The 14493-nt window shown below is 43.9% G+C and carries 14 protein-coding genes; 10 read left to right on the top strand and 4 right to left on the bottom strand.

Translation table 11 applies throughout. From position 1 onward, the window contains the following. Positions 1–4: 4 nt before the first annotated feature. The 5 genes from OCV52_RS08325 (at position 5) to uspE (ending at position 5193) form a co-directional block, all read left to right on the top strand. Positions 5–2377: a heavy metal translocating P-type ATPase gene (locus OCV52_RS08325; protein ID WP_137406453.1), complete on the top strand. Its 2373-nt coding sequence runs from the start codon at positions 5–7 to the stop codon at positions 2375–2377. Further along, entirely contained in the window at positions 2377–2613 is a 237-nt protein-coding gene (ccoS, locus tag OCV52_RS08320) for a cbb3-type cytochrome oxidase assembly protein CcoS (RefSeq protein WP_102425549.1), read from the top strand. Before OCV52_RS08325 ends, ccoS begins: the two co-directional genes overlap by 1 nt. Continuing rightward, positions 2603–3277, top strand: a complete 675-nt coding sequence (locus OCV52_RS08315) for a sulfite exporter TauE/SafE family protein (protein WP_137406452.1) — start codon at positions 2603–2605, stop codon at positions 3275–3277. Before ccoS ends, OCV52_RS08315 begins: the two co-directional genes overlap by 11 nt. 86 nt (positions 3278–3363) lie before the next feature. Beyond that, entirely contained in the window at positions 3364–4110 is a 747-nt protein-coding gene (locus OCV52_RS08310) for an FNR family transcription factor (protein ID WP_017632474.1), read from the top strand. A 132-nt stretch (positions 4111–4242) separates the two neighbouring features. Beyond that, entirely contained in the window at positions 4243–5193 is a 951-nt protein-coding gene (uspE, locus tag OCV52_RS08305; protein WP_008221946.1) for a universal stress protein UspE, read from the top strand. A gap of 122 nt (positions 5194–5315) precedes the next feature. Here uspE and ttcA read toward each other — a convergent pair whose 3' ends face one another. The 4 genes from ttcA to OCV52_RS08285 form a co-directional block, all read right to left on the bottom strand. Next, positions 5316–6209, bottom strand: coding sequence for a tRNA 2-thiocytidine(32) synthetase TtcA (gene ttcA, locus OCV52_RS08300; RefSeq protein ID WP_008221945.1), 894 nt, complete (start codon positions 6207–6209; stop codon positions 5316–5318). Positions 6210–6505: 296 nt separating this feature from the next. Beyond that, complete coding sequence (locus tag OCV52_RS08295; protein WP_137406451.1) at positions 6506–7156, bottom strand: DUF2987 domain-containing protein; 651 nt, start codon at positions 7154–7156, stop codon at positions 6506–6508. Positions 7157–7278: 122 nt separating this feature from the next. Then, complete coding sequence (locus tag OCV52_RS08290; RefSeq protein ID WP_137406450.1) at positions 7279–8130, bottom strand: glucosaminidase domain-containing protein; 852 nt, start codon at positions 8128–8130, stop codon at positions 7279–7281. Continuing rightward, complete coding sequence (locus tag OCV52_RS08285; protein ID WP_004742282.1) at positions 8123–8938, bottom strand: DUF2189 domain-containing protein; 816 nt, start codon at positions 8936–8938, stop codon at positions 8123–8125. Before OCV52_RS08285 ends, OCV52_RS08290 begins: the two co-directional genes overlap by 8 nt. A gap of 330 nt (positions 8939–9268) precedes the next feature. Here OCV52_RS08285 and potA point away from each other — a divergent pair, with 330 nt between their 5' ends. The 5 genes from potA (at position 9269) to OCV52_RS08260 (ending at position 14397) form a co-directional block, all read left to right on the top strand. Further along, the gene (gene potA / locus OCV52_RS08280; protein WP_137406449.1) at positions 9269–10384 is read left to right on the top strand and encodes a spermidine/putrescine ABC transporter ATP-binding protein PotA; all 1116 of its coding nucleotides are present in this window, start codon (positions 9269–9271) and stop codon (positions 10382–10384) included. Beyond that, positions 10368–11225 (top strand): spermidine/putrescine ABC transporter permease PotB, encoded by an 858-nt coding sequence (gene potB / locus OCV52_RS08275; protein WP_105024887.1) that lies wholly within the window; start codon positions 10368–10370, stop codon positions 11223–11225. Before potA ends, potB begins: the two co-directional genes overlap by 17 nt. Beyond that, positions 11225–11995 (top strand): spermidine/putrescine ABC transporter permease PotC, encoded by a 771-nt coding sequence (gene potC, locus OCV52_RS08270; protein ID WP_004742279.1) that lies wholly within the window; start codon positions 11225–11227, stop codon positions 11993–11995. Before potB ends, potC begins: the two co-directional genes overlap by 1 nt. A gap of 149 nt (positions 11996–12144) precedes the next feature. After that, positions 12145–13179, top strand: a complete 1035-nt coding sequence (locus OCV52_RS08265) for an extracellular solute-binding protein (protein WP_128160546.1) — start codon at positions 12145–12147, stop codon at positions 13177–13179. 180 nt (positions 13180–13359) lie between these two features. After that, on the top strand, positions 13360–14397 hold the full coding sequence (locus OCV52_RS08260; RefSeq protein WP_008217941.1) for an extracellular solute-binding protein: 1038 nt from the start codon (positions 13360–13362) through the stop codon (positions 14395–14397). Positions 14398–14493 lie beyond the last annotated feature (96 nt).

Here is a 14493-nt window from a genome sequence, read left to right as displayed (position 1 = left end):
GCTTATGTGTGAATCCTGTTATCACTGCGGTGAAGATGTACCAGCGGAAACGGATTTTGAAGTCGAGATCTTAGGATCGCCTCGTAAGATGTGTTGTCCGGGCTGCGAGACTGTAGCTCAGACAATCGTTGATAGCGGTTTGGTTTCTTACTACCAATACCGTACCGCTCCCGCTGAGAAAGCGGATCTAGTGCCAGAACAACTTCTGGCACTCAGTCATTATGATAATGAAGACGTTCAATTGGAGTTTGTAAGGAACTCTGAGAATGTTTCTGAAGTGACATTGTCACTAGAGGGTGTTTCATGTGCAGCATGTGCATGGCTAATCGAGAAACAAGTCTCTTCAAAACAAGGTGTTGGTAGCATCCGGGTGAACACCACCACCAACCGCGCCCTACTTAGCTGGGACAACACGCAAGTTAAATTGAGTGAGTTGTTATCGGCGGTCCATACCTTAGGTTACAAAGCTGCGCCTTTCGAGGCTGACCAACAAGAAGCTGCCTATCACCGCTCAATGAAGAACTACCTCTATCGTCTTGGCGTTGCTGGTTTAGCAACCATGCAGGTGATGATGCTGGCGGTCGCACTATACCTTGAAGTGTTTGGCAATCTTGAGCCTGAGTTTAAAAACTACTTCCGCTGGGTAAGCTTGATCTTTGCAACGCCGGTATTGCTTTATTCTGCTCTGCCGTTCTACATCAATGCATGGCGCAGTATTAAGGGGCGAACGCTGGGTATGGATGTGCCTGTGTCGATTGCGCTGCTGTTTGCTTACGTTGCGAGCTTGGTGGCAACCGTGACAGAGAAAGGAGAAGTTTTCTTCGAATCTATTTCGATGTTTACCTTCTTCCTTCTGCTTGGTCGTTTCTTAGAGATGAGAGCGCGTCGTAAAGCGGCGGCAGCGAGTGGTAATCTGCTTAAGCTCGTTCCTGCAATGGCGACAACGTTAGATGGCGACCAAGTTCCAGTAAAAACCTTAAAGGTAGGCGATCAGATTCGCGTACTACCGGGTGAGCATATTCCTGCGGACGGTAAAGTACTTTCTGGTCGAGTTCACATTGATGAATCCATGCTGACTGGCGAATCTATCCATGTCGTGAAAAACGAAGGCGATACTGTCTTCGCTGGCACGTTGAATGGTGACGAGTCATTTGAACTGGAAGTGATGACATCAAAAGCGGACTCGGTCATCTCTAATATCGTTCGTCTTCAAGATGAAGCACAGTTGTCTAAGCCTCGTATCGCGGAGATTGCAGATATTGTGGCTCGTTACTTTGTAGCGGTTATTTTGATTATCTCTTTCGGTACTTGGTTCTACTGGCACCAAACTCGTCCAGAAGATGCATTCTGGATCATGTTATCTGTACTGGTAGCGACTTGTCCTTGTGCTCTCTCACTGGCTACACCGACTGCAATTACTTGTTCGACATCCCGTATGGGCAACTTTGGTATTTTACTGCGTAAAGGCCACGTATTCGAAACCTTGTGTAAAGTAAATCACTTGATCATCGATAAGACGGGTACATTGACTGAGGGTGATATTCGTATCAGCCGTGTGGAAACTTTCTCTGAGCTTGATAAAGAGACGTGTTTAAAAGTGGCTGCGAGCCTAGAACAGCATGCTAACCACCCTATTGCGAAAGCATTCAAGACTCACGTGTCAGATGATGTTGAAGTCGATGCAGTAAACAACGTTATCGGTTCAGGTATTACTGGTGACTGGAACGGTCAAGAAGTTGCGATCGGTAGTAGCGAGTTTATTCTTGGTGAAGCTCAGCCAACACAAAGCAACGGTATCTACTTGTCGATGGCTGGACGTCATATCGCAACCTTCACTTATGAAGACCCGATTCGTAAAGAAAGCATCGAGTTCATCCAAAAATTCAAAGAAGCGGGTATTAAAACTACCCTGTTGACTGGAGACTCCTTGATTAACGCGAAGCCTGTGGCTGAAGAAATTGGGATCACCGATATTGTCGCGAACGCGAAACCAGAGGATAAGCTTGCTTACCTTAATTCTCGTGATGAAAAAGACATTACCATGATGGTCGGCGACGGTATTAACGATGCGCCTATCCTTGCGGGTGCTCACCTTTCTGTCGCTATGGGCGGCGGAACAGATGTAGCAAAAGCCTCTGCAGACATGGTTTTATTGGGCGACAAGCTTGATAGATTACTTAAGTCCCGTACATTGGCGCTAAAAACGCGTAAGATAATCCGCGAAAACCTAGCATGGTCATTGGGATATAACCTACTCATCCTTCCATTGGCTGTAGCGGGTTTGGTTGCCCCATACATTGCCGTAGTTGGCATGTCTGCAAGCTCTATTATTGTTGTGTCTAACTCATTAAGGCTTTTAAAAGAGCAAGGTAAATAATGGAAAGTTTATATATCCTGATTCCCATTGCGATTGTGCTGGTGTGTATCGCAGTTGGTATTTTTCTATGGGCCGTTAAGAGCGAACAGTTTGAAGACCTTGAGCGTCAAGGTCACAACATTTTGTTTGATGAAGACGAAAAGGCCCATGCTCACTCTGACAGCAAGCCTGTTAAGAATGATAAAGCCAATACAGAAAGCCCAACTAACCTAGATAAAAAGAACGATGACGCCTGATTGGATCGGAGCCTTTGTTGTCGGACTGATCGGCGCGGGCCACTGCATGGGAATGTGTGGTGGCATTGCGTCGCTCCTTTCAATCGGCAATACCAAACCTTCCTCGGTTATTCCCCTACTTTACAACCTTGGTCGCCTACTCAGCTATGCCGTTATTGGTGGTGTGATCGGCGGTGCTATCTCTTCAATCGGTCAACTTAGCGATTTCAACGCGCTACTTAATTGGCTTCGTTTGTTTGCTGCCATCTTTATGATCATTTTGGGTCTGTATATCGGTAAATGGTGGTTTGGCTTATTGTTCTTTGAGAAGGTCGGTCAGAAGCTGTGGCGTTATATTTCACCAGTCGGTAAGTCTTTCCTTCCACTCAAGCATCCAAGCCACGCTCTGCCGTTTGGTTTCATTTGGGGTTGGTTACCGTGTGGTCTAGTATACTCTATGCTGACTTGGGCGGCTGTCTCAGGCAGTTGGTATAATGGAGCGGGAATCATGCTCGCATTTGGCTTAGGAACGCTTCCTGCGATGCTGACGGTTGGTATGGGTGCTAGCTTCCTCAAGAAATTGCAACAAGCTGACTTATTTCGTCAACTCGGTGCGATTTTAATCTTGATTTACGGTTTCTACTCTGGATATATGGCACTGCAGCTCATTATTTATACCGTATAGCCATTCTTTAAATCCGGTTTTTTTACTACCCAACTGGATAAAGGAATGCTAAAATATTGACGTATATCAAATAGTGAAAGATTGTTATGATTTCTGAAAAGCCTGTAACGAAACGTGTCCAATCTGGTGGCTGTGCGATCCATTGCCAGGATTGTAGTATTAGCCAACTTTGTATTCCGTTCACTTTGAATGAATCTGAACTTGATCAACTTGATCAGATCATTGAGAGAAAAAAGCCTATTCAAAAAGGCCAAGAGTTATTTAAAGCCGGTGACGAGCTTAAATCTCTCTACGCTATTCGCTCTGGAACGATCAAGAGCTACACGATTACCGAGCAAGGTGACGAACAGATTACTGCATTCCACCTAGCGGGCGATCTTGTTGGCTTTGACGCGATCACTGGTGACCTACACCCTAGTTTCGCACAAGCACTAGAAACTTCTATGGTATGTGAAATCCCGTACGAGATTCTTGATGACCTATCAGGAAAAATGCCGAAGTTGCGTCAGCAAATTATGCGCCTGATGAGTAACGAGATTAAAGGCGACCAAGAAATGATTCTGCTTCTTTCTAAAAAGAACGCGGAAGAGCGTCTGGCTGCATTCCTTTACAATCTTTCAACTCGCTTCTCTCAACGTGGTTTCAGCCCACGTGAGTTCCGCTTAACGATGACTCGTGGCGATATTGGTAATTACCTAGGTTTAACGGTTGAAACGATTAGCCGTCTTTTAGGCCGTTTCCAGAAAGCAGACATCTTGAGCGTTAAAGGCAAATATATCACTATCGAAGATCACGATGCGCTGATGGAACTTGCTGGCGTTTCAAAAGAATAGTCTAGATATCAATGATGTAGTTCAATAATGAGCTACATCATGTTTCTCTCTTAAAACCTCTTTTATTTCTCTTAATCTCCCCATAACTACGCTACATTATTTATATGTTCGGTCTGAAAAGTAGGCTTAGTTATGAGTATCTATAACAAAATTTTAGTTGTCGCAGACATTAATCACGATGAGCAACCTGCTCTAGTTCGTGCTATCCAACTTGCTAAGAAAAGCACCTCAACAAGCCATATCACTTTCTTTTTGTCTATCTACGACTTCTCGTATGAAATGACATCTATGCTCTCTGTCGATGAACGAGACGCAATGCGCAAGGGCGTGATTCATCAGCGTGAAATCTGGATGAACAAAGTAGCACAGCCTTATCTAGATGATTCTATCGAATTTAATGTGCAGGTGGTTTGGCATAACCGCCCTTACGAAGCCATCATTGCAGAGGTATACAGTGGTGGTCACGATATCTTGATTAAGGGCACGCGCAAGCACGACACCTTGGAGTCGGTTATCTTCACGCCGACTGATTGGCACCTATTGAGAAAATGCCCTAGCCCTGTACTGCTCGTTAAAAACGATTTCTGGCCAGAGCACGCGAAAATTTATGCGTCCGTTCACGTAGGCTCAGAGACAGAAGCGCATTTAGAACTTAACGATACTATGGTTGATCGACTCCTCGAGATAACTGGTCGTTTGGATGCGGAACCTTTCTTAGTTAACGCTTACCCAGTCACTCCGGCGAATATCACTATCGAACTGCCTGAGTTCGATCCTACGTCTTACACCGATGCAGTTCGTGGTCATCACTTAACGGCGATGAAGGCACTGCGTCAGAAGCACGGTATGTGTGAAGAGCAGACCGTTGTTGAGCAAGGCTTACCAGAAGATGTGATTCCACGTGTCGCGTCTGAAAATAACGCTGCAATGGTAATCTTGGGTACAACCGGTCGTACCGGCTTATCTGCGGTGTTCATCGGTAATACTGCGGAGCATGTTATCGATAAGATTAACTGTGATGTTTTGGCGCTTAAGCCATCTGGTTACGTGAGCCCACTCGACCCTAACCTTTCGAAAGGTTAATGTGTTTAAGCAGACGAACTTAACGGCGAGTTCAACTTATAAAAAAACGCCTCAAGCATTGCTTGAGGCGTTTTTATTTGTCTGTTGTAGGCGCATCTATTGCGCCACAACGAATATTCTTATTATACGTTCGTTACGTCGATGAACATTGACTCATCGATGTTAGAAGATGAAATTTCAGCTTCTTGGAATTCGTACTCTTCACGCTCGCCACTACGGTCTAGTGGAAGGTTTACGAAGTCAAACAGTTCGCGGTCAGCCAGTTGGCTTGGGCTAACGTTTTGAATTGATTTAAAGATCTTTTCAACACGGCCTGGTGTTTTCTTGTCCCAATCAATCAGCATTGCTTTAATGCTTTGACGTTGTAGGTTTTCTTGCGAACCACATAGGTTACAAGGAATGATTGGGAACTCTTTGTGTTCAGCGTATTTGATTAGGTCTGTTTCACGACAGTAAGTCAGTGGACGAATAACAACGTTACGACCATCATCAGAACGTAGCTTAGGTGGCATAGCCTTTAGACGAGCGCCGTGGAACATGTTAAGGAACATAGTTTCCACGATGTCATCCATGTGGTGACCAAGAGCGATCTTAGTCGCGCCAATCTTCTCAGCGAACGAGTACAAAGTACCGCGACGCAGACGAGAACATAGACCACACGTTGTCTTACCTTCTGGAATCTTCTCTTTAACTACTGAGTACGTATCTTTATCTACGATGTAGTAAGGAATGTTCAGCGTTTCAAAGTATTCAGGAAGAATGTGCTCAGGGAACCCTGGTTGTTTTTGATCTAGGTTTACCGCAACAACATCAAATTTGATTGGTGCTGCTTCACGTAAACGTAGCAAAATATCTAGCATCGCAAATGAATCTTTACCGCCACTGATACATGCCATTACCACATCATTCTCTTCGATCATGTTGTAGTCGATGATGGCATTTCCAACATTTCTTCTCAGACGTTTCTGAAGTTTGTTGAATTCTAGTACTTCTTTTCTATTATCGTTTTGGTTCATTGCGACTCTCACACCGTCGTATTACCGACTGTAGATTGCTAGTGGGACTGTTTTAGGGCGTGGATTATACGGATTTTTATTTCATGTTGAAATAGTAACGGCAGGATAAACAAGGTGACTGGTTGAAAGATGCCACTTTATCTAGTGATAACCGCTCATCTTTCATAAAAAATGAGCTTCAAAAGCGCAAACCACGCTGGTTGTAGGAAAAGAAAAGCAGCCTAACTTGGTTTGAGTTGGCTGCTTTACATTGTTTTGTTTAGATTAACGCCGTGTGGTCAATCGCCAAACAAAGGCTATTGAGCCGGAATGTAAGGTAACACACGAGTTGTCGCTTCTGGTAACGTGATGCTGTCACTTCCATTGAGTTCTTCTAGTGTGAACTTAGCGCGCCCTTGGGTAATTGGGAGCTGCTTGCCGTTAGAAAGCGTTATGTTACCTTCAAGCTTGTCTGCAAACTCAAGCGTTAACCCTTGGATGTCCGGGGTGAACCAGCTTGAGAACATACCGCTTACGTCTTCTAACATTGCTTGCATCTGTGGTAACAGGTTTTCCAGCTGTACAACCTCAACCGTTCCGGCTAAAGGTGCTTTAGTCATAACAACCAAGGAGTATGCGCACTCTTGTTCTTTTGTTTGCACAAAAATAAGCGGGTTTGCTGAACGAAGGTTTTGGTCTACTGGTAGCAGAAGCTCGTTAGCTGGAGAGACTTTCAGCTCTTCGTAGTGTTCTTCTTTTTCCATCCAAGCTTTGCTGATATGACAGGTTGTTTGGGCTTGCTGATCGACAAAGAAGACTGCAACTTTAACGTCATCATGCCCTTCTTTGGTATTATTTTTAAGCTGTGTGTAAAGCTTAGAATAGGTAAACATGTATTCTTGCGCTGCAGCAGGTAAAGAGATCCCTAGGCTTAGAGAAGCTAATAAAGCGAGTGCTGTCTTTTTCATTGTTATAGTCTTGTCGAAGTTGAGCGTTTATAAATAGAAAGAGCAGCCAATGAGCTGCTCTTTATGTGATGTTATTTGGTCAAACTTACCGTTTAAGCTCGCCAAATGACTATCAAATCGAGTTACTTTTTCCAGTATACCTCGTTGTGACGGATCATAGCTTGTAAATCAGTCACATAGTCTGAACCTCGCTCAGAATATTTTAGCAAGCCGTTAGTGAGCTCTGTTGCGGTTTCGGTTGTTAACAGATCGTCGCCCTGTGCCGCTAGTTTTGCGCGAATAGCTCTTAGGTCTGCATAAGCGCGGTTTCGGTTTAGGTTCATGAAGTAACGGTGCACAGACTCTTGGCTTGAAGAGAATGTTGCCACTTCATGTGAGCTACCTTCGTTACGTTGTAGCGGAACTAGGCCACAACCTTTGGTGTAACACCAATGACCAAAATAGTTATTCGCTTTAGTGGCGAAACGAGATGTACCCCAAGCCGATTCATTGGCCGCCTGAGTTAACACAAGCGCTTCAGGTAGCACGTTTACACGATTCAACATTTCTTTCAGCCAAGCGTCATCTATGCCCGTTGAAGGTACCGGCAGGCTATACAGTTTCCCTAGTCGCTTTGCGTATGACGCATCTTCAGAGTCAACATTGTTCATCCCCGCTTCTGAAAGCTTGGTTAGAAACGCACGTTCTTTCGTGATTCGCTTGTTTTCGATGTTGATACTTGAGCGAAGATAAGAAAAGAAGGTGTCTTTCTTTTCATTTACATCTTCAATCGCTGCGAAATCTGGCTTATCAGAAAAGACGGTCAAATCACCAAAGTTTTGCTCTGAGTCTGGAGCCTTTTGCCCTGCTCGCCTGCGCTCTTCTTCTTGTTGGTAAAGTATTGGGCCAACTAACGAGATTGAGCCAACTAAGGCTAATGCTGTCACTTTTAGCGCAAGTGATTTACTTGCGCTTGATTTAGAGTTGTTATGCATCGAATACCTGTGGGTCTTTGTTGTTGCTACCGTTGTGGTCGTCGTCGCTCTTTGGTCTGTCTGACGCAATCAGTTTGAGTTTAATGCCAAACATCTCACGGTAAAGAATGCCTTTCACGTGGAAGAAGAAAGGTAAAACGAAGATAAGGCCAATGCCGTACATCATTGCCGCGACGATGAACATCAGCATTACTAATAGGTAGATAGAAGCAACGGTGAAGATTTTCTTGTTTACAGCACGCAGAGAAAGTAGCAGCGATTGCATTGGTGGTACTTTCTTATCGCAAATCAACAGGATTGAGTGGCTGAACGCAAGCGAGAAGTAAATCGACAGAAACGGCAGAATCATACCTGCAATACCTTGAAGCATCAGACTGAACAGAGTCACAAGAATTACTGGAATCGTAAACTGTAAGCCTTTGCCAATGTGGCGTACTTTGGTCTGTAGACCAGCTGCGTGGCTCATCGCCATCAAACAGATACCTGCATAGATAGGCGCGCTGATAACTTCATAGCTGAAGTTGGCAATAAAAATGGACTCAACAATTTGTGGAGTAAACGCCTCAGGATCGATAACCGCGTCTAAGATAACCGCAGGGTCACCCAGTTGCAGTTTTAATGCGATATAAAAAATAGCCAGTTGCACGAACATCAGAGCAACAATCGCAGGGGAAAACGAAAGAAAGTGACTTACCGTATGTTTCCATGCCTCTTGGAATACAGCCGTTGCTTTGAGCTCATAATCGCCAGAAAGTGCACGGTCGATACTACCGCCCAAATTAAAATCTTTTTCGATGTCGTTGTTCATAGTGATACCTAGGTGCGCCAATTAAACTGAGCCACCTAACTTATTGATAAAAAATTACCTTCATTATACTCATATGTCGGATACAAACTAAAATATGAATCTGTAACAAGGCTTGCTTTTGCATCTTGATGGTTAATAATTAGACACTTGTTGGGGCGTAAACCCAGTAAATAACAGTATGGTAAAGGATGTTTACTTTTACCTGCGAAATTTTTTATCTTCGAATGGTAAAAAATGCTTTGATTTCACGTTTTTGGTGATTATGATTCGCGCCTCAAAGGTGTATAGCAACAGGTTCTCAAACAGAACCAAGGTGGAGAAAAACAGACGTTGAACGCTAAAAAATCAGTAGGAAAACCAGTAGTACAGCTAACTGGTATTAGTAAAAGCTTCGATGGTAAGGAAGTCATCGGCAATCTTGATCTAAACGTAAATCATGGTGAGTTTCTCACGATTTTAGGCCCATCAGGTTGTGGTAAAACAACGGTACTAAGAATGATTGCGGGTTTTGAAACGGCAGATAGTGGTCAAATACTACTAGCTGAACAGAACGTAACCCACGTCCCTGCTGAACAAAGGCATGTTAACACTGTATTCCAAAGCTATGCCCTATTCCCACATATGACCGTTTTCGAAAATGTGGCATTTGGCTTACGCATGCAGAAAGTTCCAAACAGCGAGATTGAACCTCGTGTAATGGAAGCTTTAAAAATGGTGCGCCTAGAGCAGATGGCACAAAGAAAACCACACCAGCTTTCTGGTGGTCAACAGCAACGTATCGCAATCGCTCGTGCTGTTGTTAATAAGCCTAAAGTTCTTTTGTTGGATGAATCTCTGTCTGCTCTGGATTACAAACTTCGTAAACAGATGCAAATCGAGCTGAAGCAACTTCAGCGCCAACTTGGTATCACGTTTATTTTTGTAACGCACGACCAAGAAGAAGCACTGTCTATGTCTGATCGTATTATTGTTATGCGTGACGGCGTGATTGAGCAAGATGGCACACCAAGAGAGATTTACGAAGAGCCTAAGAACCTTTTTGTAGCTCGCTTCATTGGTGAGATTAACGTATTCGATGCGACACCGACATCTCGTTTAGATGAAAAACGCATTGTTGCGACAATTGAAGGTGAAGAGTCCATTATCTACCACGATAAGGCGATCACTTCTGGTCAAAAACTGCAGGTATTGCTTCGCCCTGAAGATCTTCGTATTGAAGAGATTAAAGAGTCTGAGCAACGCGGTATTGTTGGCCACATTGTCGAGCGTACCTACAAAGGCATGACTTTAGATTCAGTTGTAGAACTAGAATCCGGCATGCGCGTAATGGTAAGCGAATTCTTCAACGAAGATGACCCTGATGTTGATCACTCACTGGGCCAAAAAGTTGCAGTAACTTGGGTTGAGAGCTGGGAAGTGGTATTAGAAGATGAGCAAGAAGTTTAATTTACAAAACGCGATTGTTGCTTTAATCACAGGTTGGTTGGTGCTGTTCGTGATGATTCCAAACATCATGATCATCGGTACCAGCTTCTTAACTCGTGACGAAGCAAACTTGATCGAGATGACCTTCACTCTCGATAACTACATCCGTTTGGCCGACCCGCTGTATTTTAAAGTGCTGATGCACTCTTTCTATATGGCTATTATCGCGACGCTATTGTGTTTGATCATTGGCTACCCGTTTGCCTACATCGTGGCAAAAATGCCTGAGAAATGGCGCCCTTTCATGCTGTTCTTGGTGATTGTGCCATTTTGGACGAACTCTTTGATTCGTACCTACGGCTTGAAGATAGTACTGGGGACTCAAGGTGTCTTGAACAAAAGCTTACTAGCGCTAGATATCATCGATAAGCCGCTGCGTATTATGTACACAGAAACGGCGGTGATGATCGGCTTGGTGTATATCCTACTGCCATTCATGATTCTTCCGTTGTATTCAGCGATTGAAAAACTTGATGACACGTACCTAGAAGCAGCAAAAGACTTAGGCGCAAACAAGCTTCAAACCTTGTTGAAAGTTGTTCTACCGTTAACAATGCCTGGCATCATCGGTGGTTGTTTATTAGTACTTCTTCCTGCGTTAGGCATGTTCTATATCTCTGACTTGCTAGGCGGCGCTAAGAACTTGCTGATTGGTAACGTGATTAAGAGCCAAGTACTCAACGCCCGAGACTGGCCGTTTGGCGCGGCAACGAGTATTGCGCTGACGGTTGCAATGGCAATTATGCTTTATGCCTACTACCGAGCAGGCAAGCTATTGAATAAGAAGGTGGAGCTAGACTAATGGGTCGCACAGTTAAGTTCAGCTTTATGGCGCTGGTATACGCTTTTCTATACCTACCTATTATCGTATTGATTGCGAACTCATTTAATGCCAACAAGTTTGGTATGAAATGGGGTGGCTTCACCACCAAGTGGTATGACGCGCTTATTAACAACGACAGCCTAATGCAGGCTGCGTGGCACTCGATTAACGTAGCGGTGTTCTCAGCGACAGCCGCAACGATTGTCGGCAGCCTGACAGCCGTAGCCCTATTCCGTTACCAATTTAAAGGTAAAGGCGTAGTCAATGGCATGTTGTTTATCGTAATGATGTCACCAGATATCGTAATGGCAATCTCGTTACTGGCTCTGTTCTTGGTAATGGGTGTGCAACTAGGCTTCTTTACCCTACTTGCTGCACACATTACGTTCTGTTTGCCGTTTGTTGTTGTAACGGTTTACAGCCGTTTGAATGGCTTTGATGTGAAAATGCTTGAAGCAGCAAAAGACTTAGGTGCAAGTGAATGGACGATTCTAAAACAGATCATCCTGCCACTTGCTAAGCCTGCGGTTGCTGCGGGTTGGTTGTTGAGCTTCACACTGTCTTTGGACGATGTGATCATCAGCTCTTTCGTAACCGGTCCAACGTATGAAATCTTGCCACTGAAGATTTACTCTATGGTTAAAGTAGGTATCTCTCCAGAGGTTAACGCCCTAGCAACAGTGATGTTAGTGGTGTCGCTAATACTGGTGATTATTTCTCAGTTGTTAGCGAGAGAGAAAATTAAGTAAGCCTCCTACTCTTTAACGAGGTTAACTTGATAAGAAGTTGAGAAACTTCATGTTCTACAAAAAGTGTTAATCATAAACAGAATGGTAAATTGCCATTCTGTTTTTCTATCTACTGCCTGAGGGCAACGTTTAGTTTGGAGCTAACGTCAATGAAAAAATGGGCTACTCTATTAGCTGGTAGTGCATGTGCGCTTTCAATGTTATCTGCACCGTCTTTTGCGAAAGATAACAAAGAATTGGTATTCATGAACTGGGGACCTTACATCAACAGTGAGATCCTAGAAAAGTTCACCGATGAAACTGGCATCAAGGTGATTTACTCGACTTACGAGTCGAACGAAACCTTGTACGCAAAGCTAAAAACACACAACAAAGGCTATGACCTGGTTGTGCCGTCGACTTACTTCGTATCTAAGATGCGCGACGAAGGTATGCTACAAAAGATCGACAAATCGAAGTTGAACAACTTCAAAAATCTGGACACAAACTACTTGGATAAGCCATACGATCCGAACAATGATTACTCTATTCCACACGTTGTTGCGATCACTGGTCTTGCTGTGAATACAGACATGTACGATCCAGAAGATTTTCAAAGCTGGGCTGATTTATGGAAGCCAGAGCTTGAAGGTCAACTGATGATGATGGATGACACTCGTGAAGTGTTCCACATTGCTCTACGCAAGTTAGGTTACTCAGGCAACACAACTAACGAGAAAGAGATCGACGAAGCGTACGCTGAGCTACAAAAGCTAATGCCAAATGTTCTAGTATTTAACTCAGACAACCCTGGCGCACCATACATGTCTGGTGAAGTTGGCCTTGGTATGCTTTGGAACGGTTCTGCAGCTGCGGCTCAAAACGAAGGTCTACCAATTAAACTGGTATTCCCTAAAGAAGGCGGCATCGGTTGGGTTGATAACTTTGCAATCAGCTCTGGCGCAACAAACGTAGAAGCGGCTCACAAGATGATCGACTTCCTACTGCGCCCAGAAATCGCTGAGCAAATTTCTCGTGATACTGGCTACCTAACAGCAGTGAAAGCTTCTAACGAGAAGTTCAAAGACAGCCCGGCTCTTTTTCCGTCTCAAGAAGACCTTGATCGTGTTGAATGGCAAGCTGCGGTTGGCGATAAGACAGTGAAGTACGAAGATTACTTCATGAAGCTTAAAGCGGGTCAATAACTGTCTCATTTGACTAGTCTTAATCGACAATCAATCAGTTAAAAACAACAATATCAATGAATAGGCAGCTTAGGCTGCCTATTTTATTTCATCACTGCTACAATATAGCGCGATTTTTCGAAATCCATTTACTTTGGGTTCACTACCCAGCTTCAAATCAAACAAATGAACGGAACAGTAATGAAAAAAACACTGTATACCGGCGCATTGTGTGCTGCTACTTTACTTTCTACACCCTCTTTCGCAGCTGACCAAGAACTGTATTTTTACAACTGGTCTGAATATATTCCAAATGAAGTGCTAGAAGACTTCACAAAAGAGACGGGCATTAAAGTTTATTACTCTACTTACGAGTCTAACGAAAGCATGTACGCTAAGTTAAAAACTCAAGGTACGGGTTATGACCTAGTTGTTCCTTCTACTTACTTCGTTTCAAAGATGCGTAAAGAAGGTATGCTTCAAGAGCTTGATAAAACCAAGCTAAGCCACTTTGCTGATTTGGATCCAAACTACTTAGATAAGCCATTTGACCCAAGCAACAACTACTCTATCCCATACATTTGGGGTGCAACGGGCATTGGTATCAACTCAGACATGCTAGACAAATCTTCAGTGAAAAACTGGGGCGATCTGTGGGATACACAGTGGGAAGGTCAGCTGATGATGATGGACGACTCTCGTGAGGTTTTCCACATCGCACTATCTAAACTGGGTTACTCTCCAAACACAACTAACCCAGAAGAGATCAAAGAAGCCTACGAAGAACTTCGTAAGCTAATGCCAAACGTATTGGTATTTAACTCAGATTTCCCAGCGAACCCTTACCTTGCTGGTGAAGTGTCTCTTGGTATGCTTTGGAATGGCTCTGCTTACATGGCACGCCAAGAAGGCGCAACGATTGATATCATCTGGCCAGAGAAAGGCGCTATCTTCTGGATGGACAGCCTAGCGATTCCTTCAGGTGCAAAGAACATCGAAGCGGCTCATAAAATGATCGACTTCCTTCTTCGCCCAGAGAACGCAGCTAAGATTGCTCTAGAGATCGGTTACCCGACTCCAGTGAAGACTGCTTACCCTCTTCTTCCAAAAGAGTTTGCTGAAGACAAGAACGTTTTCCCACCACAATCAGTGATGGATAACGGCGTATGGCAAGATGAAGTTGGTGAAGCGAGCGTCATTTATGACGAGTACTTCCAAAAACTAAAAGTAAACAACTAAGTTTGTTACTGATTGGTGACTAAAGCGGCGTAAGCCGCTTTATTTTTATCTACACTTTATATAGGATTATATTAAATCGTATATGGTGCGATTTAA

This window comes from Vibrio chagasii, from assembly GCF_024347355.1.
Lineage (GTDB): Bacteria > Pseudomonadota > Gammaproteobacteria > Enterobacterales > Vibrionaceae > Vibrio > Vibrio chagasii.
Note: the sequence above shows the minus strand (reverse complement) of the source record. Positions and strands in the feature narration are given on the sequence as shown.

Coding starts and splice junctions, on each gene's coding strand:
- OCV52_RS08325 (WP_137406453.1), top strand. CDS start 5: ATGTGTGAATCCTGTTATCACTGCGGTGAAGATGTACCAGCGGAAACG.
- ccoS (WP_102425549.1), top strand. CDS start 2,377: ATGGAAAGTTTATATATCCTGATTCCCATTGCGATTGTGCTGGTGTGT.
- OCV52_RS08315 (WP_137406452.1), top strand. CDS start 2,603: ATGACGCCTGATTGGATCGGAGCCTTTGTTGTCGGACTGATCGGCGCG.
- OCV52_RS08310 (WP_017632474.1), top strand. CDS start 3,364: ATGATTTCTGAAAAGCCTGTAACGAAACGTGTCCAATCTGGTGGCTGT.
- uspE (WP_008221946.1), top strand. CDS start 4,243: ATGAGTATCTATAACAAAATTTTAGTTGTCGCAGACATTAATCACGAT.
- ttcA (WP_008221945.1), bottom strand. CDS start 6,209: ATGAACCAAAACGATAATAGAAAAGAAGTACTAGAATTCAACAAACTT.
- OCV52_RS08295 (WP_137406451.1), bottom strand. CDS start 7,156: ATGAAAAAGACAGCACTCGCTTTATTAGCTTCTCTAAGCCTAGGGATC.
- OCV52_RS08290 (WP_137406450.1), bottom strand. CDS start 8,130: ATGCATAACAACTCTAAATCAAGCGCAAGTAAATCACTTGCGCTAAAA.
- OCV52_RS08285 (WP_004742282.1), bottom strand. CDS start 8,938: ATGAACAACGACATCGAAAAAGATTTTAATTTGGGCGGTAGTATCGAC.
- potB (WP_105024887.1), top strand. CDS start 10,368: ATGAGCAAGAAGTTTAATTTACAAAACGCGATTGTTGCTTTAATCACA.
- potC (WP_004742279.1), top strand. CDS start 11,225: ATGGGTCGCACAGTTAAGTTCAGCTTTATGGCGCTGGTATACGCTTTT.
- OCV52_RS08265 (WP_128160546.1), top strand. CDS start 12,145: ATGAAAAAATGGGCTACTCTATTAGCTGGTAGTGCATGTGCGCTTTCA.
- OCV52_RS08260 (WP_008217941.1), top strand. CDS start 13,360: ATGAAAAAAACACTGTATACCGGCGCATTGTGTGCTGCTACTTTACTT.